Origin of the sequence: Leifsonia araucanica (assembly GCF_051161895.1) — a bacterium.
Taxonomy (GTDB): Bacteria; Actinomycetota; Actinomycetes; order Actinomycetales; family Microbacteriaceae; genus Leifsonia.
In genome coordinates this window covers 155,105-176,424 of record NZ_JBMBTW010000002.1, presented here as the reverse complement: position 1 = coordinate 176,424, position 21,320 = coordinate 155,105, and the positions used below count along the sequence as shown (strand labels likewise).

Sequence of the window (21,320 nt, the reverse complement as noted above, 5' to 3'; positions counted from 1 at the left end):
GTGCCGTGGGGGTTCGTCTGCATTGCGGGCATTGTCATTCAGTATGGCCGTTCCTACCCTTGCGGCACGGCAGAACTCGCGTAGCTCTGGGTGTACGTGCTGCCGCCGACGGTCACGGAGACGACCAGCGGGAAGCTCGGGTCCACCGGGGCACAGGATGCGGTCTGACCGACGGCGGGCATCGGCGTCTGGGTGACGCCGCCGTCGCAGCTGTACGTCACGGCGTCGTAGGAGCCCGTCGGCCACGACGTCCAGGTGTACGCGTAGGTGTAGGTCACAGGGTCGGTGTCCGGGACCGGAGTGGTGGTGAACCGGACCCCGCCGAGGTCGGTCGCGACGGCCACGCCGAGCGGCACGCTGAGCTGGGCGCCCGGATCGCTGCAGAGCGTGGAGCCGTCCGGGTAGCCCTCGCAGATCCGGATGATCGTCAGGGTGAGCGGTATGCCGTAATGGTTGCCGTTTGTTCCCGTCAGCAGCCCCGAGGTGCCGTTGATCGTGCCGGACTCGTTGACGCCAGCACCGGTCAGCCGATAGGACACGACCGGGTTGGCCCCACTGCCGGCGCGGTACGTCACGCCGTCGAGCCGGAAGTCGTAGCGGTCCGGGAAGCTGGACACCGGCCCGGACACGCTCACGGCGGTCGGAGCCCCCGGTGCCTGCCGCGGGGTGGCCGTCGCGAAGGTGCTGCGCGTGCATCCCTGTCCGTTGTACGCGTAGACCACGAAGTTGTAGCTCGTGTTCGGCTGCAGCCCGCGGAAGGTGGTGCTCGTGCCCGTCGTCGCGACGAACGACGACGAGGTGGGGTCCACCTGCAGCACGGGGTTGCCGGACTCGACACCCGTGACCGTGCAGTTCGGTATCGCCGAGCCCTGGAAGACACCGGCGTAGTAGCGCGTGATCGCCTTGCCGTTGTCGCTGAACACCGTCGGCCAGCTCAGCGTGGCCGTCGACCCGTCCGTCATGCTCGGCGTCGCCGTCGGCGCGGGGCCGGTGACGAGCGGAGCGCCGGCGGGCACGCCGCTGCTCTGGCTCTGGTTCCAGCTCGTGCGCCCGGCGTAGAAGTCGTTGCGGGACGACACCGCGTATCCGATGGCCGCGCCGTTCGCGATGCTGCCGTCCGCGAGGTTGAGCGAGTACTGGGTGCCGACCGCGTCGCCGCGCTGCACGGCGAGCGAGGCGGTCTGTCCGCCGAGGGTGACCACGTACGAGCTGATCGGGCTGGCGCCCGGCACGTCGGCCGGCTTGGTCCAGCTGATCCGCAGTCCGTGGTCGAGCGGCTGCGACGACAGCCCGGACGGGGCTCCGGGGATCACGTCCGACCAGACCGGCTCTGTGTATGCGGTCGGGTCGGACAGCCCGAGCGCGTTCTTCGCCCGCACGGCGATGGTGACGGCGTTGTCCGGGCCGTTGCCCGGCGTCTGGACGGCGCAGCTGGTCGTCGCGCACGGCGTGGTGGAGAAGACCTGGCCCGTCGCCGCGTTCGCGACCGTCACCTCGAATCCGGTGATCGGAGAGTTGTTGAACGCGCCGGGAATCCACGACACCGTCAGCGACCGGTCGGCGAACGCCGTGATCTGCACGTTCGAGACGGGGGCCGGCTTGTCCTGCACGGACACGGTGACCGTTCCCCAGGTGTACCTGTCGGGGTCGCCCGTCGCATCCGCCACCTCGTACTGCACGGTCGCGTCGGCGGGCGCCGCCGTCGCAGACACCTGGATGCTCAGGGTCGAGTTGTCCGCGCTCGGCGTGATGGTGACCCCGCTCGGCAGGTCGCTGCTGCCCAGCCCGCGCACGCCGACGACCCTGAGCGGCTTGTCGGGGAACGGGTTGGTCGCCTTGTCGTTGGCGAGCACATCCACGCTCGTCGTCTGGCCGCGGGGCGCGATCACGGTGTCGGACTGCGGACTCGCCAGCGGCCTGGTGGACGGCACCACGTTGAGGTCGATGCGTCCTGGCTGCCCGGCGTTGACCGCATCCCGCACCCCGATCGCGATCGAGGGATGCGCGCCCTTCGCGGTGCCGGCGGCGACCGCGATCGTGAGCTTGCGCCCGTCGAGCGAGACGGAGACGCCGTCGGGTTTCGGGTCCTGGATGCTGAAGGCCAGCTCGTTCTGGTCTTTCGCATACGGGTAGCTGGTGAGCTTCGTGAGGTCGACCGTCTTCGTCTGCCCAGGCTCGAAATCGATCAGCGCCCCGGTGAACACCGGGGGCTGGTTCTGCCGCGCCGTGACCTGGATCGGCAGCACGATGGTGGCGACGTTGCCGTTCGGGTCGCCGGCCGACGTGCCGTCCGTCACCTGGAACGAGATGGATGCCGGCCCGAAGTAGCGCGACGTGCTCGTGTACTGCAGGGTGTCGTTGTTGACGACGAGGTCGTCGCCGTTCGCGTGCGTCGCCCGCACGGTCGCCGCGTCGGTCAGCCGCACCTTGCGTCCGCCGACGGCCACGATGTAGTCGTTGAGGTGGATCGTCAGCGTCTTCTCGCTGACCACGGTGAGGTCGGGGGCGCCGCGCTTCACCTGCGGAAGGGCGTCGTTGTATCCGGGGATGTGCACGAACCCGTAGCCGGAGATCGACTCGTCGTCCGGGTTGGTGACCTTGAACGGGATGATCTGGCTCTTGGCGCCGATCGTGATCCTGATCCGCTTGTTGGCCGTCACCTGGGCGCTGGTGCCGTAGCCGGGCACGAGCTGCAGCTTGAGCGAGGAGACCGGTCCGTCCGCGAAGAACACGTTGGCCAGGACATTGACGTTGACCCTGTCCTTGCCCAGGATGTCCGACAGGCCGAGCGAGGTGTCGGAGACCACCGGACGCGCGGGAGGGGCGTTCGCGCTGACCGTCACGCGCACGAAGTTCTCGCTCGTGCCGCCGCGCTGGTTCTGGATCGTGTAGAGGAAGCCGTACGTCCCCTCGGCCTTCGGCGCGGTGACGACCACGATGTCGTCGGTGATCTTCGCCTTCGCCTTGCCGTCGAGCGACGACACCTTGGTGACCGTCAGCGGACTGCCGTCCGGGTCGCTGTCATTGGCGAGCACTTGGATGTTCAGGGTCTTGCCCGGCCTGGTCGTCACGTCGTCCTCGACCGCGACGGGGTTCCGCGCTCCGTCGACGCGCGGGGCGATGCCGACCCTGACCGTTCCGGTCGCCCGCGCGCCGAGCGCATCCACCACCGCGTAGCTGAAGGTGTCGGTGCCTGCCGCGTAGTCTCCGGCCTGGAAGTCCATCCAGTCCGCGCCGGAGGCGATCACGGCGCCCTTCTGCGGGTTCGTCTCCTGCCCGATGAACTGGACAGAGTCGCCGTCGGGGTCGATGCCGGACAGCGGCACCGTGATGCGGACCGTGTCACCGGCGAGCACGCGCGCCGTCACCGTCTTCGGCACGGGCGGGTTGTTCGTGGCCTCGTCGCGCTCGCGGACGGCGATGTTGACCTCGGCGGTCGCCCACTGGCCGTCCTCGCCGAACACCTTGTACGCCGCCGTGAAGTTGCCCGGCTTCGACGGCGCGAGGTAGCGCAGCTGGCTGCCGCTCGCGAAGAGCAGGCCGGCGCCGGACGGCAGCGGCGTCGCCAGCGTCGGGTCGAGGGTGAGCTTGTCGCCGTCCGGCTGGATGTCGTTGGTGAGCACCGGGATGTCGACCACGTCGTCCACGCGCACCGAGACGGAGTCCGGCGCCGCGATCGGCGGCTGGTGAACGGTCAGCGGCGGCAGCTGCACGACCGTCACCGTGCCGACCGCGTCGGCGAGCCCGTTGCTCAGCTGGTAGTGGAAGTCCATCGGGCCGGCGAGCGGACGGTTGAGCGTCACGCGCAGTGTGCGCTGGCCGAGGATCTCGACGCGGACGCCGCTGGTCGGCGGAGGCGCGGTCACCCCGGTGACCAGCAGCACGCCGCCGGACGGGTCGATGTCGGTGGAGAGCACATCCACGTCCTGGGTGGTCTGCTCCCGGATGAACGCGGTGTGCGGCACGGCGATGGGCGCCGTCTTGGCGCCGGGCGGGGCCTTCACGTCGATCCGGACGGTGCCGGTGGAGGTGACGACGCCGTCGGAGACCGTGTACTCGATGTTGTGCGTCCCGACCTGGTCGGAGTCGAAGCGGAACGTGCCGCCCTGGTAGTCGGGCGTGATCGTCGCGTCGGCCTTGCTCGGGACGTTGCTCAGCCGCACGGTGCCGTTCCCGCCGCGCACGTGCGCGAGCGGCTGCACCGTCACCTCCTGGCCCTGATAGGCGAGCACGGCGAACGGGTCGGCGATGATCGGCACCTGGCCGGGCGCGCGCACGGTGACGGCGAGCGTCCCCGTCCCCTGGGCGAGGGCGTCGGACACCACCAGGCTCACGTCCTTGAGGTCGCCGCCCTGGCCGTGGTCGGAGAACGCGACCTGGCCCTGCGGCGTGAACGTCACGGTGTCCGGGCCGGGAACGCTCGCCCCGGCGAGGAAGAAGGAGTCGCCATCCGGGTCGTAGCACTCGCTGAGCACCGAGCTGGTGACCCGGCCTCCCGCCTGCACGACGGCCTTCGCCGCCCTGGCGCAGACCGGCGGGGAGTTCTCGGTGGGCAGGCGCACGCTCACCACCACGTGGGCGGACGCCGTGCCTCCCCTGCCGTCCGAGATGGTGTAGTCGAACGCGATCGTGCCACTCGCCGTGTCCGGCAGGGTGATCTGCAGCTGCTGGTTGCTGTTGGTCAGCTCGAGGGTGCCCTGCTCGACCGGGATGCCGGTGAACGAGTCGATCGTGAGCACGTCGCCGTTCGGGTCGTAGTCGTTGAGCAGCACGGGCAGCGGCGTCACGCGTCCCGGCCGCGCGCCGAACTGGTCGTCGACGGCCACTGGAGGCTGCTGCTGCTTCTCGTACTGCGGCGTCGTGTCCTGCCTGGACTGGTCGACGAGTTCCTTGGTGTTCTTCTTGGCGACGAGCTCGTCCCAGTTGTCGATGCGCGTGTTGCCGCTCTGCACGGCCCAGGAGACGCCGGACTTGGCGTCGTTCAGCACGACCCTGCCCGTGTTGGCGCGGAAGGCGAGCGCCGCTCCGCCGGGAACCTCCCTGAGCGTCGAGGCTTTTCCTGCACCGGATGCGTCGCAGGTCGACCACGCGGCTCCTCCGGCCCACGCGGCGTACGTGCAGTCGCCGACGGTGATCGGAGCCGCTGGGGCGCCGGACGCGTCAGCGAACGCGCGGGACGGCTTCGTGCCGTCGAGCGGCACTTCGATGAGTCCGGAGTTGGTCGCGATCCACACCGCGTCCCCGGAGGCGGACGGCTGCTGCACGACGGCGTCGTCGCCGGTGCGGAGGAAGCCGGAGAGGTCGACGGTCCTCCCCGCCAGGTAGACGGCACGCGCATCCGGATCGAAGAGCGCCCACTTGCCACCCACGACGGTGAGCGCCGCCGAGGCTCCGTCGCCCGTCGTCGGCACCTTCTGCGAGGTGGTCGTCGGCTCGGAGCCCGTCACGTCGATCCTGGTGACCGTCTTCGTGTCCGGCAGGTAGGCGAACAACGCTCCCGCGGGACCCATCGCCGCGATGGTCCGTCCGCCGAGGTCGATGGTCGAGCCGGAGCCCGCGTTGAACTGGTCGAGCTGCGGCACCGTCGTCAGCCAGAGCTGCCCCGTCGCCTGCGAGAGCAGCGAGACGTGGTCGCCGGAGATGTCGACCCGCGGCGAGCGCGGGGGAAGCGCGACGGACTTGCCCGCCTCGCTGGTGGCAGGGTCGACGACGGCGAGGGTGTTCGTCTCTTTGTCGAGCAGCAGCACGTTCGAGCCGTCCTGGACGACGTCGATGGCCTCCCCCGTGCCGGTGACCACGGAGTTCAGCTTGTCGATCTCGGTGTTGGCCCTGCCGAGCGACTTCTTCGCTCCGCTCGCCACCCAGACGGCCGCGTCGCCGAGCTGCAGGTGCTGGGCGCTGTATCCGCCGGAGACGACGGCGAGCGTCGTCACGAGCGCGACGACAGCCGTGCTGCTCGTCACGGTCGCCACGAGCGACTTGTGCGCCGCGATCCAGGCACCGATCACGGGCTGTCGGCTCTCTGAACGCACTTCTGGCCGCTGGGGGCGCCGGTCTTGCCGTCCCTGTTGACGGTGACGGTGACGCACACGGTCTCGCCGGGTTTCGCATCCACCCGGAACTCGGTGGCGTGCTGGCTGCTCGGCGGCTCGTCCCCGACCGCCACCTGATAGGTGTCGTCCGGCTGCAGGCCGGGGTCGGTCCAGCTGAACACGATGGTCCCGGACGACACCCGGCCGGAGAGGTCGCGCACCGTCGGGATCTCCCCGCTCGACGACACCTTCACCAGCACGAACGTCGCCGTCACGGCCAGCGCGACCACCAGGATCGCGCACGCGACCAGCGAGAGCACGAGTGCGCGCGACCACCGGGCGGGCGGAGGCGCCGTGCTGCTCGGCATGCTTCCTGCGCTCTCGCGCACCACGGTCCTCGTCGGGGCGCGCATGACGGTCGCCGCCGACGCGTTCCTGCGCCGCCGGCGGGCGGCGGACGGGTCGACGGAGACCAGGCCCTTCACGCGGGTCCTGTCCTCCGGGTCCTCCGCCGTGGCGAGCGCCCAGTCGTCCATCGCGACCTCGATCGGAGTCTGCGGCAGGCCGAGCTCGGTCTCCACCGCCTGCAGCTCCCGGATGAACTCGATCACGCTGCGCTGCCTGGCCGACGGCTTCTTCGACATCGCCTTCTGCAGCACCTGCTCCAGCCGCGGAGGAACGTCGACGCGGCCGATCGGCTGCGGGCGCCCCTTGGTGATGCGCGAGATGAGCTCGGAGGAGGTGTTCTCCTTGCCGATCACCTCGAACGGCGAACGGCCGGCGAGCAGCGAGTATATGGTCGCGCCGAGCGCCCAGATCTCGCTCGCGATCGTGCCGCTGGTCTCGTCGAGCAGCACTTCGGGCGCCGACCACGGGATGGACAGCCCGATCGCCTCCGTCACCTCGGCCTCCCCCAGGGTGGCGGCGATCCCGAAGTCGCTCAGCACCGGATGCCCGTATGCGGTGGTCAGGATGTTCGACGGCTTGATGTCCCGGTGCAGCACGCCGGCCCTGTGCGCCGTCTCGACCGCGCTGGCGATCCGCACGCCGATGCTCAGCGCCTCGGCGACGGGGAGGGGGTCCATCCGGTAGCGCTGGCCGATCGCCGACGAACACAGCTCCATCACCAGATACGGGCGGCCGTCGGCGGAGACACTCGCCTGGTAGACGGTGAGGATCGACGGGTGCGTGCTCAGCTGGGCCATCAGATTGGCCTCCGCCTGGAACATCTGCTTGACCTGGCTGGTGACCACTTCGGCGAGCATGACCTTCACCGCCACCTGGCGGCGCGGCATGTTCTGCTCGTACAAGAACACGTCGGCGAAGCCGCCGGAGCCGAGCACACGAACGTACGAGAACCCGGGAAGATTAGGCGGCTGTGACGGCAATCGCCGGGCCATATCGCCTCCCGGGTCGGTTGAAGCACAAAACGGTCCCCCAATTGTAGGCAGGGCCTGCTGGGCGGATCGGGCCAGGTCCCGGACTGGGGACAGGATACCTACCCCCAACTCGGGGGCCAGCATCCGGATGCGGCGAGCCGGTCAGTGGCGGCGCGCTGCCCGCCGGGGCACGCCGTCGCCGTGCGGTCCGCTCTCCGGGGTGGCGAGCACGTCGACGACCACGACGGTGACGTTGTCCCGTCCGCCGTTGCCGAGTGCCGCATCCATCAGCTGCTGCGCCGCGTCGAGCGGGGAGGCGCCCTCCCCGAGGAAATACCGGATGCCGTGCTCGGTGAGCTCCTTGGTGAGCCCGTCGGAGCAGACCAGCAGCCGGGAACCGGCGACGATCGGGATGAAGAAGAAGTCGGGAACGGGGTCTTCGTTGAAGCCGACGGCCCTGGTGATCACGTTGCTGTGCGGGTGCACCTCGGCCTCTGCCGGGGTGATCGCGCCGGAGTCGAGCAGTTCCTGCACGATCGAGTGGTCGACGGTGACCTGTTCGAGCGTGCCGTCGTGATAGCTGTACACGCGGGAGTCGCCGATGTTGAAGACCAGCCAGTACGGCGAGCCGTCGACCAGCGTAAGGGCGATGCCGGTCACCGTCGTCCCTGTGCCGAGGTCGGTGTGGCCGACGCCGCGGCCCATGTCGTCGACGGCGGAGCGGAGCGCGCTGGTCAGCGCATCCTGGCCGACGAAGTCGACGGAGACCTGCTCGGCCAGCCGGGTGACAACGGCGGTGCTGGCGAAGTCCCCCGCGGTGTGGCCGCCCATCCCGTCGGCGACGGAGAAGATCGGCGAGCGGGCGAGCAGGCTGTCCTCGTTGACGGAGCGCCGGTAGCCTTTGTCGCTCAGCGCCGCCCAGGCGAGGCTGATCCGCGCGTCGGAATCGCCGGGGACGACCACGGTGTGGCGTCTGTTGCTGCGACCGATCTGGGTCACTCGCGTCCTCTTCTGGTCGGTTCGGCCGATGCGTCGCCGTCGGCGCGCTGGCCCACGGCAGTGATCTCGATGATATTACCGTCGCCGATCTCCACGGTGGCCCCCGCGAGCACGACGACGGACTGTCCAGGCCGCAGCCGGGACTCTGTTCCCGCAGCTGCGGTGACGACGGTGCCGTTGGTGGAACGCAGGTCGGTGACGACCACGGCGTCCCCCTCCTGCTCGATCCTGACGTGGGTCGACGACACCTCGTGCTCCGGCGACGCGACAGCGACCAGGCGGGGAGGAGCCCCCTGCTCGATGCGTGGAGCGGACGGCCGCCTGCCGATCAGGACGGGCAGATCGAGGTCGAACACCTCACCGGATGCGAGACGGATCGCGTACTGCGCCGGCGCGGGAGGGAGGATGACGGGCTGGGTCTGAACGTCGGCATCGCCGGTGATGGGCGTCGCGAACGGTCCGGGCGTGTCGGAGGGTGGCTCGATGTCCACGGCACCCGGCAGCTCGTGCCCGGCAGGGACGGAGGCCGCGGGGGCGGCCTCCGGCTCGGCCTCGCGCGCGAAGATGCTGGCGCCGCGCCTGGCCCGGATGATGGTCTCGTCGGAGAGGGCGTCGTCGTCGGTGTCGGCGCTGGGTGCACTGTCGGTGGCATTGGCTCCGCCGCCCGCTCCGCCCGCGTATCGCCCGGGCGCCGTGCGCTCGACGCGCTCGATCGGCGACAGCGTCCAGGTCAGCAGCTCGCCGTCCACGACGCCGAGCCCCACCGGGAGCGACCCGACGCTCAGCCGGGCGACGGGACCGGTCGGCAGGTCGTCCCCGCCGATCACCAGCCCGGTCACCGAACGGAACTCGGCGAGCACCCACGGCTGCACCCCGGCGGCGGAGAACCGCCGGGATCCGCCGACGGAGAAGACGTCGATGGCGGCCGTCCCGCGCACGACGGCCGTCACGAGCACCTCGCCTGCGGCGTTCGGCTCACTCAGCTCGGCGACGGCGAACGAGCGCACGGCATCCTGGCCCACCAGCGGAAACGCGCCGACGACCGACTCGATGGTCGCCAGGTCGGAGTCGGCCAGCCACCACACCGTGTCGACGATCGAGTCGGCGACAGAGCTCTCCACGGCGGCGACGAACCGCCGCCCGGCGATCAGCAGCCACCGCGACGGCCCTGCGACCGGGGCGTACCTCACGTATCCGGGAGACACCGAGGTTTCCTCCCGTGGCTGTCGTCGTGGTGGGGTGAGTGGTGATCGTGGGCGTGCGTTATCCGAGTGTAATCTCCGAACCCGCCCGCCGAGACCCCTTTCCCGCTCAGAGCCCGTCGAGCAGCCCGAGCGGGTCGTCGTCGCACGCTTCGTACATGTCTCGTCCACGCGTGGCGTCGATGAACGGCCACTCGCGCGTCGGCGTGTCGGCCATGTGGTCCTTCGCGGTGTAGCCGGGCTCGACGGCCCCCGTCCGCACGAGGCACTCCGCCATGATCGCGTCCTCGTCGAGATTCTCTGGATTGCGCTGGATCCACGTGTACAAAGCACCGATGGAAAACTCCCCCGAGCTCGTCGAGCACTCGTTCTCTACTTTGTTCGCCCGAGCGGCGCCCAAAGACGGAGGAAACGTGAACTCCGAGGATCCAGCCCGATCAGACAACTCGATGCCGGACGCCGCCAGGCAGGACCGGTACCGATCCCGCATCTCCTGGTACTCCTGGTACGAGATCGTTCCGTCCTCTAACACCGAGCGAACGAAGCCGGACGTCGACTCGTTGTATTTCAGCTTGAACTCTGCGGCCCACGGCCCGTCGAAGTCCTGCTTCGCCGGCCGTGCGTCCGCCGCGCATCCCGCCAGTGCCACCACTGCGGCGACAACGCCGACGGCTGCTGAGAGACGGCTTCGCACCCACACGCGACTCATCGCCGCGACTCAGCGGACGTCGTAGTAGAACGAATTGCCCCACAGGCTGGCAGGTCGCGTGGAGAGCGCCCACCTGTTGACCTGCATCCATGCTGAGACCGTGCAGGCAGCCGTCGAACAGGCCGTGGACTTGTGAACCCGCTTGTTGTGGTGATAGTCGGAGTAGGCCTGCTCGTTGCTTCCGCCAAGCCAGCGGACACCGTAGTCCCACGTGCCACCCTCGGGGTATGCGACCGTCGCGCTCGCTGCCGTCGTTGTGCCGAATACCGATGCGAGCACAAGACCTGCGCCCACCATCCCTGTAATTAGCCGCTTCATGTACATACCTCCGTCGCTACGAGTAATCGATTCACTACGACGAAGCTAAGCCAATTCACTTTACATTCCTATTGTTTACATTTCACTAATACTGGTATCCACTCACCCGATGAACGACATCACGTGCTTCACCCGCGTGTAGTCCTCGAACCCGTACATCGAGAGGTCTTTCCCGTACCCGGAGTGCTTGAACCCGCCGTGTGGCATCTCCGCCACGATCGGGATGTGGGTGTTGATCCACACGCAGCCGAAGTCGAGGTTCTTCGCGAAGCGCATCGCGCGGCCGTGGTCTTTCGTCCAGACCGAGGAGGCCAGACCGTATTGCACGCCGTTCGCCCAGCGCAGCGCCTCCGCCTCGTCGGTGAACTTCTGGACCGTCTGCACCGGCCCGAAGATCTCGTTCTGCACCGCCTCGTCGTCCTGGCGGAGGCCGGAGACGATCGTCGCCTCGTAGAAGTAGCCTTTGTCGCCCTGGCGGTGGCCGCCGAGCTCGACCGTGGCGTGGTCGGGAAGCCGGTCGACGAATCCGCTCACCTGGGCGAGCTGGTTGGCGTTGTTCACCGGCCCGAACAGGATGCCGTCCTCACGAGGAGCCCCCGTCCGGGCGTTCTCGCGCGCGTACGCGGTGAGCGCTGCGACGAACTCGTCGTGGATGCCCTCCTGCACGAGGATACGGGTCGCCGCCGTGCAGTCCTGGCCGGCGTTGAAGTAGCCGGCGGCCACGATGCCCTCCACCGCCTGCGCGATGTCCGCGTCGTCGAACACGATCACCGGCGCCTTCCCGCCGAGCTCCAGGTGCACCCGCTTGAGGTCGAACGATGCGGCGCGTGCCACCTCCATCCCGGCCCGCACCGAGCCGGTGATCGAGATCAGTTGTGGGATGGGGTCTGCCGTCATCGCGGCGCCCGTCGTCCTGTCCCCCGTCACCACGTTGAGCACCCCGGCCGGCAGGAACTCGGCGGCCACCTCGGCGAGCACCAGCGTGGAGAGCGGCGTCGTGTCCGACGGCTTCAGCACCGTCGTGTTCCCCGCGGCGAGCGCCGGGGCGAACTTCCAGACCGCCATGTTGAGCGGGTAGTTCCACGGCGTCACCTGGCCGACGACGCCGATCGGTTCGCGCCGGATGAACGAGGTGTGGTCCTTCAGGTACTCCCCCGCCGACCGGCCTTCGAGGTTGCGGGCCGCCCCCGCGAAGAAGCGGATCTGGTCGACGGACAGCAGGATCTCGTCGTCGACCAGCGTGGCGCGGGGTTTGCCGGTGTCCTGGGACTCGGCGTCGGCGAACTCCTCCGCCCTCTGCTCCATCGCGTCGGCGATCCTGAACAGCGCGAGCTGGCGTTCGGCCGGCGTCGTCTCTCCCCAGACCTCGAACGCATCCCGTGCGGCGGCGTACGCGTCGGCGACGTCATCCGCTGTTGACACCGGTGCCGTCGCGTAGACCTCTTCGGTCGCGGGGTCGATCAGCGGGATGCGCTCCGTCGCCCGGGATTCAGAGAAAGCGCCGTTGACGAAATTGCGGAGTTCTCGCGTTGTCATGCCGGAAGTCTACTGATTTCGATAGAAAACGACACAGATTCGTGCGGATTCGCTTGCCCGACGACCATCTCACTGACAGAATCGCTCCATGAGTTCCCCTCGGGCAGTCACTGCCGCCAAGCCTGTCCAGATCGACGACGTCTCCAAGGCGATCATCGAGCAGCTGCAGGTGGACGGCCGTCGCTCATACGCGGAGATCGGCAAAGCCGTCGGTCTCAGCGAGGCGGCGGTGCGCCAGCGCGTGCAGAAACTGACCGAGTCGGGGGTCATGCAGATCGTCGCCGTCACCGACCCGATGCAGCTCGGGTTCTACCGGCAGGCGATGATCGGCGTGCGGGTGACCGGGGACACCAGGGCGGTGGCGGACAAGCTGGCCGCCATGCCGTCCGTCGACTACGTGGTCCTCACGGCCGGGACGTTCGACATCCTGGCCGAAGTGGTCTGCGAGAACGACCTCGACCTCATCACCATGCTCAATTCCGAGATCCGGACGATCGAAGGCGTGCTATCGACGGAGACGTTCGTCTATCTCAAACTCCACAAACAGTTCTACAACTGGGGAACACGATGACAATCACCACAGAAGACCCCGCCATCTCGACGGCAGACGAGGACGCCCTCCAGGCCAAGGCGAAGGACCACCTCTGGATGCACTTCGCACGCCAGTCGGTGATGGAGGACGGCCACGGCGTCCCCATCATCACCCGCGGCGAGGGCCACCACATCTTCGACTCCCGCGGCAGGAAGTACATCGACGGCCTCTCCGGGCTGTTCGTGGTCAACGCCGGTCACGGCCGCAAGCGCCTCGCCGCCGCTGCCGCCAAGCAGGCGGAGGAGCTCGCGTTCTTCCCGATCTGGTCGTACGCGCATCCGAACGCCATCGAGCTGGCGGACCGGCTCGCGCACTACGCGCCGGGTGACCTCAACCGGGTGTTCTTCTCGACCGGTGGAGGCGAGGCGGTGGAGACCGCGTTCAAGCTCGCCAAGTACTACTGGAAGCTGCAGGGCCGCCCCACCAAGCACAAGGTGCTGTCCCGCGCCGTCGCGTACCACGGCACGCCGCAGGGTGCGCTCGCCATCACAGGCATCCCGGCCATGAAGGAGATGTTCGAGCCGCTGACGCCGGGTGGTTTCCGCGTCCCGAACACGAACTTCTACCGCGCGGGCGAGATGGGTGCCCCGACGGACGACATCGAGCAGTTCGGCGTGTGGGCGGCGAACCGCATCGAGGAGATGATCCAGTTCGAGGGTCCGGAGACCGTCGCGGCGATCTTCCTCGAGCCGGTGCAGAACTCCGGTGGATGCTTCCCGCCGCCTCCTGGATACTTCCAGCGCGTGCGCGAGATCTGCGACAAGTACGACGTGCTCATGGTCAGCGACGAGGTCATCTGCGCCTTCGGCCGCATCGGCCACATGTTCGCGTGCGACGAGTACGGCTACGTCCCGGACATGATCACCTGCGCCAAAGCGATGACCAGCGGGTACTCCCCCATCGGCGCGACGATCATCAGCGACAAGCTGTACGAGCCGTTCAAGCACGGGAACACGTCGTTCTACCACGGCTACACATTCGGCGGTCACCCGGTCTCCGCCGCTGTCGCGATGGAGAACCTGGACATCTTCGAGGAGGAGGGGCTCAACGAGCGCGTCCGCGAGAACTCGCCGCTGTTCCGCGCAGAGCTGGAGAAGCTGCTCGCGCTGCCGATCGTCGGCGACGTGCGCGGCGACGGCTACTTCTTCGGCATCGAGCTGGTCAAGGACAAGACCACGAAGGAGACGTTCGACGACGACGAGTCCGAGCGCCTGCTGCGCGGCTTCCTGTCGAAGGCGCTGTTCGAGGCCGGGCTGTACTGCCGCGCGGACGACCGTGGCGACCCCGTCGTCCAGCTCGCACCGCCGCTGACCATCGGCCCTGCCGAGTTCACCGAGATCCGCCAGATCCTCGAGTCCGTCCTCACCGAGGCCGAGAACCACCTGTAACCACCCACCACACACACAATCGAGTCCGGACTTGTGCACGCGTTTCACGGCGTGTCGCGTGCATAGGTCCGGACTCGATCTTTTGGCGAGACGAGAGGGATGCGCGTGAGCTACGAACGGGTCGGATTCTGGTTCGAGTCGATCAGTGAGGCGGAGGACGGCTTCCGTCCCCGTCCCGGTCTCGGCGACGACGTGGATGCGGATGTCGCGATCGTCGGCGCCGGGCTCACCGGACTGTGGACCGCGTACTACCTGCAGGAGGCCGACCCCTCACTGCGCATCGTGCTGCTCGAGAAGGAGGTCGCCGGCTTCGGCGCCTCCGGTCGCAACGGCGGCTGGTGCTCCGCCCTGTTCCCGTGGTCGGCGTCCGCGCTGCGTGCGCGCTACGGCCTGGCCGCGGCCGTCGCCCAGCGCCGCGCGATGATCGACACCGTCGGCGAGGTCGGCCGCGTCGTCTCCGCCGAGGGCATCGACTGCGACTACGTGCGCGGCGGCACCGTCACGTTCGCCCGCTCGCGCGTGCAGCTCGCCGCCGCCCGCGCCGAATACGCGGAGGCGAAGGAGTTCGGCGTCGACACGGTCTCCATCCTCGGCACGGACACCGTGACCGACCGGTTCGGGGCGAGGGATGCCGTGGCGGCGACGTTCACGCCGGACTGCGCGCGCATCCACCCGGCCAAGCTGGTGCGCGCCCTGGCGCGGGTCGTCGAGGCGCGCGGGGCGACCATCGCGGAGCAGACGGAGGTGCTGTCCTGGTCGGACGGCGTGGTCACCGCGGTGTCCGGCGGCCTGGTCCGCACCGTCCGCGCAGGGACCGTGGTGAACGCCACGGAGGGCTACGGCTCGCAGCTGCCCCAGGTGGGCAGGCGCATCCTGCCGCTGTACTCGCTGATGATCGCCACCGAGCCGCTGCCCGACGAGGTCTGGGACAGGATCGGCATCCAGCACGGCCAGACCTTCGCCGACTTCCGGCACCTCATCATCTACGGCCAGCGCACGGCCGACAACCGCTTCGCGTTCGGCGGACGCGGCGCCCGCTACCACCTCGGCAGCACGATCCTGCCCGAGTACGACCGCGCACCCCGCGTGCGCGAGCACCTCACCCGCGCGCTGTTCGACCTGTTCCCGGATGCGGCCGGCGCGCGCATCACGCACCACTGGGGCGGCCCGCTCGGCGTCCCCCGCGACTGGCACGCGAGCGTCGGCCACGATCCGGATGCGCGGGAAGCCTGGGCGGGCGGCTACGTCGGCGACGGCCTCAGCACCACCAACCTCGCGGGGCGCACGGTCGCCGACCTCCTCGGCGGCCGCCGCACCGCGCTCACGGCACTCCCCTGGGTCGGCCACCGCTCCCCGCAGTGGGAGCCGGAGCCGCTCCGTTTCGCCGGTGCGAACGCCGGCCTCGTCGGCACCGAGCTGGCCGACCTCGAAGAGCGCGTCACCGACCGCCCCTCCATCGCCGCCCGCCTGATGGCTCCCCTCACCGGACACTGACCCGCCCCGAAACCATCGAGTCCGAAGTTGTTCACGCGACACGCCGTGCGGGGCGTGAACAACTTCGGACTCGATTGCTGAGGCGGCGGAGCGGCGGTCAGGCCTCGTCGGAAACCGGGGCGGCGAACTGGGCGTTGTACAGCGTGTAGTACGCGCCGCCGGCGGCCAGCAGCTCATTGTGGGTGCCCTGCTCCACGATGCGGCCGGCCTCCATCACCAGGATGAGGTCGGCATCCCGGATCGTCGACAGCCGGTGCGCGATCACGAACGACGTGCGGTCGCTGCGGAGCGCCGCCATCGCCTTCTGCACCAGCACCTCCGTGCGGGTGTCGACCGAGGAGGTCGCCTCGTCCAGGATGAGCACGCTCGGCCGGGCGAGGAAGGCCCGCGCGATGGTCAGCAGCTGCTTCTCGCCCGCGGAGACGTTGCCGCCCTCGTCGTCGAGCACCGTGTCGTAGCCGTCGGGGAGAGAGTGCACGAAGCGGTCCACGTATGTGGCGCGGGCCGCATCCAGGATCTCCTCCTCCGTCGCATCCGGACGCCCGTACGCGATGTTCTCGCGGATCGTCCCGTTGAACAGCCAGGTGTCCTGCAGCACCATGCCCATCCTGCTGCGCAGGTCGAGCCTGGTCATCGATGCGATGTCGACGCCGTCGAGGGTGATCCGGCCCGAGTCGAGCTCGTAGAAGCGCATCATCAGGTTGACCAAGGTGGTCTTGCCTGCACCGGTCGGGCCGACGATGGCGACGGTCTGGCCGGGCTCCGCGACGAGAGACAGGTCCTCGATGAGCGGCTTGTCCTCCGTGTACCGGAACGACACGTCCTCGAACGCGAGGCGTCCCTTCGTGCCCTGGGGGCTCTCCGGGTCGGCGGGGTCTGCGGACTGCTCGTCCGCATCCAACAGCTCGAACACCCTCTCGGACGACGCGACGCCGGACTGCAGCAGGTTGGCCATCGAGCCCAGCTGCGTGAGCGGCTGCGTGAACTGACGCGAGTACTGGATGAACGCCGTCACGTCACCGAGCTGCATCGCGCCGCTCGCCACCTGCAGACCACCGACGACCGCGATCACCACGTACATCAGGTTCCCGACGAACATCATCGCCGGCATGATGATGCCCGAGATGAACTGGGCGCCGAAGCTCGCCTCGTACATCTCCTGGTTCTTCAGCCGGAACTGCTCCTCCACCTCGCGGTGACGGCCGAACACCTTCACCAGGGCGTGGCCGGTGAAGGCCTCCTCGATCTGGCCGTTCAGCTCGCCGGTGTTCTTCCACTGCGCGACGAACAGCTTCTGCGACCGCTTGGCGATCACGGTGGTGATGATGAGCGTCAGCGGGATCGTGATGAGCGCGATCACCGCGAGCAGCGGGGACACCACGAACATCATCACGACGACGCCGATCACGGTCAGCAGCGAGGTGAGCAGCTGGCTCATCGACTGCTGCAGCGTCTGCGAGATGTTGTCGATGTCGTTGGTGACCCGGCTCAGCAGCTCGCCGCGCTGCATCCCGTCGAAGTAGCGCAGCGGCAGGCGGTGGATCTTCGCCTCGACCTCTTCGCGGAGGCGGTAGACGGTGCGCTGGGTGATCCCGTTGAGCACGTACGCCTGCAGGTAGCTGAACACCGACGACAGGACGTAGAGCGCGAGCACCCACATCAGCACACCGCCGACAGCGGTGAAGTCGATCCCCGCACCCGGCGTGAAGGTGGTGCCGGAGAGCAGGTCGGCCAGCTGCGTCTGGTGGCTGGCCCGGAGTCCGGCGATCACCTGCTCCTGCGTCGCCCCCTTCGGGAACTGCAGCGACAGCGCTCCGGCGAACACGAGGTTGATCGCGTTGCCGAGCAGTTTCGGCCCGAGCACCGCGAACACGACGCTCACCACGGCGAGCAGGGTGACGAACGCGATCCCGATGGCTTCCGGCCGCAATCTCCCGACGAGGCGCTTGGCGGACGGGCCGAAGTTCATCGACTTCTCGACCGGTCCCTGCATCCCGCCGAACGGGCCGCCGCCACCCGGGCCGCGGCGGACCGGCGGGCGCTCGGGGACGCGTTCTTCCGTCTCGGTGTTGTCGCTCATGCTGCTTCCTCCGCGGTGAGCTGCGACGACACGATCTCCGCGTACGTCTCATTGGTCTGCAAGAGTTCGTCGTGCGTTCCGCGGCCGACCACGCGGCCGTCGTCGAGCACGATGATCTGGTCGGCGTCGACGATGGTCGACACCCGCTGGGCCACGACGATCATGGTGGCGCCGGCGACCTGACGCGACAGCGCCTGCCTGAGCCGCGCATCCGTCGCCGTGTCCAGGGCGGAGAACGAGTCGTCGAACACGTAGATCTCGGGGCGTTTGACCAGGGCGCGCGCGATGGCGAGCCTCTGACGCTGGCCGCCGGAGACGTTCGTGCCTCCCTGGGCGATCGGCGCATCCAGTCGGTCGGCCATCGCTTCGACGAAGTCGCGCGCCTGCGCGATCTCGAGCGCCTGCCAGAGTTCGTCGTCGGTGGCGTCCGGCTTGCCGTAGCGCAGGTTCGACGCGATCGTGCCGGAGAACAGGTACGGCTTCTGCGGCACGAGCCCGATGCGCGACCAGAGCAGATCGGGGTCGAGCTCCGCCACATCCACTCCGTCCACCAGCACCAGTCCGCTGGTGGCGTCGAACAGTCTCGGGATGAGGTTGACCAGCGTGGTCTTGCCCGCTCCCGTGCTGCCGATGATCGCCGTGGTCTGCCCGGTCTTGGCGAGGAAGGTCACGTCGCTGAGCACCGGCTGCTCCGCTCCCGGATACGAGAACCCGACATCCACGAACTCCAGCGTCCCGTTCGCCTCCAGCTCGGTGACCGGCGAGCTCGGGATGCGCACGGACGACTCCGTGCCGAGCACCTCGCCGATCCGGTCGGCGCAGACGGCGGCGCGCGGCACGAGCACGGCCATGAACGTCGCCATCATCACCGCCATCAGGATCTGCATGAGGTACTGCAGGAACGCGGTCAGCGTGCCGATCTGCATCGAGCCGTCCTGCACGCGGAACGCGCCGAACCAGATCACGGCGACGCTCGACACGTTCAGCACCAGCATCACGATCGGGAACATCAGCGCGAACAGACGGCCGGCGCGGAGCGCGGTGTCCGTGACGTCGGCGTTCGCCTTCCTGAACCGCCCGGTCTCGATATCCTCCCGCACGAACGCGCGCACCACCCTGATGCCCGTCAGCTGTTCGCGCAGCACCCGGTTGACCCGGTCGATCCGCTCCTGCATCGTGCGGAACAGCGGCACCATCCTGGTGATGATGAGGCCGACGGCCACCAGCAGGATGGGCACGCTCACGGCGATCAGCCAGGACAACTGGATGTCCTGCTGCATGGCCAGGATGATGCCGCCGATCGCCAGGATCGGCGCGGACACCAGCAGGGTGCAGGTCATCAGCACGAGCATCTGCACCTGCTGCACGTCGTTCGTGTTGCGGGTGATCAGCGATGGAGCGCCGAACTTCGACACCTCCCGCTCGGAGAACTCGCCCACCTTCTGGAAGATCGCGCCACGCAGATCGCGGCCGACGCGCATGGCGACCTTCGCGCCGAAGTAGACGGCCGTGATCGAGCAGGCGACCTGCACGAGGGTGACCCCGAGCATCCCGGCGCCCACCCAGACGATGTAGTTGGTGTCGCCCTTCGCGATGCCGTTGTCGGTGATGTCGGCGTTGAGCGTCGGCAGCCACAGCGACAGCAGCGATTGGGCGAGCTGGAAGAACACCACCCCGACGAGGAGCGGCCAATGCGGTCGGAGGAACCGGCCGAGGAGTTTGAGCAACATGGGGTCTCCTTGGGTGCGGGTTATCGTGCGGATGGGGACGCGCTTGCCGTCGCCGGTCCCAGATCGGCGCTCTGCGCGTCGAAGTCGATCGGGCGCCCGGCGACGCCGACCATCGTGAAGCGGGCGAGGTCGTCGATGCTGAACTCGATGCCCTCGTTGAGCATGGGGAACGCCGACGAGAAGCTGATCAGCCTCAGCAGGTGCGCCACCCGCTCCGGGGGCCAGTTGAGCTGCTCCGCTTCCGGTTCGAGCACCTGCGCGATGATCCTCGCGAACTCGCCGCGCTCCTGCGGCACGGGCGGGCGCTGCGGGCCGACGACGGCCATGATCCGCATGACGCTCTCGAACCGCTCGCGCAGCAGGTACAGGATGGCGCGGATTTTGTGCTCGAACGGCAGCGACGGGTCGATGGCTCTGAGCGCGTTCCTGAGCGGTTCGGGATCCAGGTACTTCTCGATCGCGGCCTGGACCAGCGTCTCCTTGTCGCCGAACGCGCGGAAGATCGTGCCCTCCGCGATCCCGGCGGCCTCCGCGATCTGCTTGGAGGTGACCCCGCGTCCGTGCTCGACGAGCAACGGGATGACGGCGTCGACGATCATCGCCCTCCGGTCATCCGGGCTGAGCGGCTGCGCGCGCGGCGGACGCTTGGCGTCTCGCTCCGCCGCGTCCTCGAGTTCGTCCTCCGCCGTATCCACGGCAGCGATCCTACGCGGAGTGAGTGCTCACTCACAACGCTCGGTGTGTTCGCCCTGAGCGAACAATCGCCAGGACTCCCCCGCAGGAAAACGGGCGAGTCCTGGCGGGCGCCAGGCGCCGGTCAGGCGGCGGGGGTGAAGATGGCCGTGATGGCCGCGATCTCCTCCGGAGTCGCGCGCCAGGCGGTGGCCGCTTCGGCGTTCGCGGTGATCTGCTCCGGCTTGGTGGCGCCGGCGATCACGCTCGTCAGCCCGGGCTGGGCGAGCAGCCAGGCGAACGTCGCGGCCAGCATCGTCACGCCGCGCTCGTCGCAGAACGCCTGGTAGCGCTCGATGACATCCCACGGCGCGTTGTCGACCAGGTGCCGCCTGATCATCATGATGCGACTGTCTGACGGGCCGCCGTCCCGCGAGAACTTGCCGGTGAAGAGGCCGTTGTAGAGCGGGAAGTACGGCAGGAAGCCGAGCCCGTATTGGTTGACGGCCGGGAGCACCTCCCGCTCCGCATCCCGCACGAGCAGGCTGTACTCGTTCTGCGACGAGATGAACTTCGGATGCCCGTTCAGCTGGGCGGTGAACTCCGCCTCCGCGATCTGCCAGCCGGCCAGGTTCGAGTGCCCGATGTACCGGATCTTGCCCTCGGCGATGAGGTCGTCGAGCGTTTCGAGGGTCTCCTCGATGGGCGTGATCGGGTCGGGCTGGTGCAGCTGGTAGAGGTCGATCCAGTCGGTGCGGAGCCGCCTGAGCGACGCCTCGACCGCGAGCCGGATGTAGCGGCGCGACCCCCGCACACCCCAGTCGGGTCCGTTCGTGCCGGCCATGTCCATCCCGAACTTGGTGGCGAGGACGATCTGGTCGCGCTTGCCGGCGAGCGACTTACCCATCAGCGTCTCGGAGAGGCCGCGCTCTTTGCCGTAGATATCGGCGGTGTCGAAGAGGGTGACCCCGGCGTCGATCGCGGCGCCGATCACCGCGTCCGTCCCCTCCTGGGTCTCGGATGCGGTTCCCTCGCGCCCGAAGTTGTTGCAGCCGAGGCCGATGGTCGAGACGATGAGCCCCGAATTCCCGAGAGGACGATAGTCGATTTCTGCCATGCTCCGAGTCTATGCAGGCCACGGATCCCTCCACAGCCACGTCCCCCTCCCGACTTATCCCCCATGTCCGTT

Annotated in this window: 14 protein-coding genes; 3 read left to right on the top strand and 11 right to left on the bottom strand. The window is 68.6% G+C overall.

All coding sequences use genetic code 11. The features are described from left to right. Window positions 1-53: 53 nt before the first annotated feature. From ACN6M5_RS00805 to ACN6M5_RS00775, 7 genes are all read right to left on the bottom strand, one after another. Window positions 54-6,008 carry an Ig-like domain-containing protein gene (locus tag ACN6M5_RS00805; protein WP_434948171.1) on the bottom strand — a complete coding sequence of 1,985 codons (5,955 nt, stop codon included), beginning with the start codon at window positions 6,006-6,008 and terminating at the stop codon, window positions 54-56. Continuing rightward, on the bottom strand, window positions 6,005-7,420 hold the full coding sequence (locus ACN6M5_RS00800; RefSeq protein ID WP_434948170.1) for a serine/threonine-protein kinase: 1,416 nt from the start codon (window positions 7,418-7,420) through the stop codon (window positions 6,005-6,007). Before ACN6M5_RS00800 ends, ACN6M5_RS00805 begins: the two co-directional genes overlap by 4 nt. A gap of 153 nt (window positions 7,421-7,573) precedes the next feature. Continuing rightward, window positions 7,574-8,410, bottom strand: a complete 837-nt coding sequence (locus ACN6M5_RS00795) for a protein phosphatase 2C domain-containing protein (RefSeq protein ID WP_085369362.1) — start codon at window positions 8,408-8,410, stop codon at window positions 7,574-7,576. Next, a complete protein-coding gene (locus ACN6M5_RS00790) occupies window positions 8,407-9,615 on the bottom strand; it encodes an FHA domain-containing protein (protein WP_434948169.1) in 1,209 nt (402 codons plus the stop codon). Before ACN6M5_RS00790 ends, ACN6M5_RS00795 begins: the two co-directional genes overlap by 4 nt. Before the next feature lie 106 nt (window positions 9,616-9,721). Further along, window positions 9,722-10,312, bottom strand: a complete 591-nt coding sequence (locus ACN6M5_RS00785) for a hypothetical protein (RefSeq protein WP_434948168.1) — start codon at window positions 10,310-10,312, stop codon at window positions 9,722-9,724. A gap of 18 nt (window positions 10,313-10,330) precedes the next feature. Continuing rightward, window positions 10,331-10,645, bottom strand: a complete 315-nt coding sequence (locus ACN6M5_RS00780; RefSeq protein WP_434948167.1) for a lactococcin 972 family bacteriocin — start codon at window positions 10,643-10,645, stop codon at window positions 10,331-10,333. A 96-nt stretch (window positions 10,646-10,741) separates the two neighbouring features. Next, complete coding sequence (locus ACN6M5_RS00775) at window positions 10,742-12,175, bottom strand: gamma-aminobutyraldehyde dehydrogenase (RefSeq protein WP_434948166.1); 1,434 nt, start codon at window positions 12,173-12,175, stop codon at window positions 10,742-10,744. Window positions 12,176-12,263: 88 nt separating this feature from the next. On the opposite strand from ACN6M5_RS00775, the gene ACN6M5_RS00770 reads away from it, so the two are divergent. From ACN6M5_RS00770 to ACN6M5_RS00760, 3 genes are all read left to right on the top strand, one after another. Then, on the top strand, window positions 12,264-12,746 hold the full coding sequence (locus tag ACN6M5_RS00770; RefSeq protein WP_055892090.1) for an Lrp/AsnC family transcriptional regulator: 483 nt from the start codon (window positions 12,264-12,266) through the stop codon (window positions 12,744-12,746). After that, window positions 12,743-14,155 (top strand): aspartate aminotransferase family protein, encoded by a 1,413-nt coding sequence (locus tag ACN6M5_RS00765; RefSeq protein WP_434948165.1) that lies wholly within the window; start codon window positions 12,743-12,745, stop codon window positions 14,153-14,155. The genes ACN6M5_RS00770 and ACN6M5_RS00765 overlap by 4 nt, the downstream gene beginning before the upstream one ends. A gap of 99 nt (window positions 14,156-14,254) precedes the next feature. Then, window positions 14,255-15,649 carry an NAD(P)/FAD-dependent oxidoreductase gene (locus ACN6M5_RS00760; protein WP_434948164.1) on the top strand — a complete coding sequence of 465 codons (1,395 nt, stop codon included), beginning with the start codon at window positions 14,255-14,257 and terminating at the stop codon, window positions 15,647-15,649. Window positions 15,650-15,746: 97 nt separating this feature from the next. Here the strand turns inward: ACN6M5_RS00760 and ACN6M5_RS00755 are convergent, their stop codons facing one another. The 4 genes from ACN6M5_RS00755 to ACN6M5_RS00740 form a co-directional block, all read right to left on the bottom strand. Next, a complete protein-coding gene (locus tag ACN6M5_RS00755; RefSeq protein WP_434948163.1) occupies window positions 15,747-17,729 on the bottom strand; it encodes an ABC transporter ATP-binding protein in 1,983 nt (660 codons plus the stop codon). Continuing rightward, on the bottom strand, window positions 17,726-19,459 hold the full coding sequence (locus ACN6M5_RS00750; protein ID WP_434948162.1) for an ABC transporter ATP-binding protein: 1,734 nt from the start codon (window positions 19,457-19,459) through the stop codon (window positions 17,726-17,728). Before ACN6M5_RS00750 ends, ACN6M5_RS00755 begins: the two co-directional genes overlap by 4 nt. 20 nt (window positions 19,460-19,479) lie before the next feature. After that, complete coding sequence (locus ACN6M5_RS00745) at window positions 19,480-20,154, bottom strand: TetR/AcrR family transcriptional regulator (protein ID WP_434948161.1); 675 nt, start codon at window positions 20,152-20,154, stop codon at window positions 19,480-19,482. 122 nt (window positions 20,155-20,276) lie between these two features. After that, the gene (locus ACN6M5_RS00740) at window positions 20,277-21,248 is read right to left on the bottom strand and encodes an aldo/keto reductase (protein ID WP_434948160.1); all 972 of its coding nucleotides are present in this window, start codon (window positions 21,246-21,248) and stop codon (window positions 20,277-20,279) included. Window positions 21,249-21,320 lie beyond the last annotated feature (72 nt).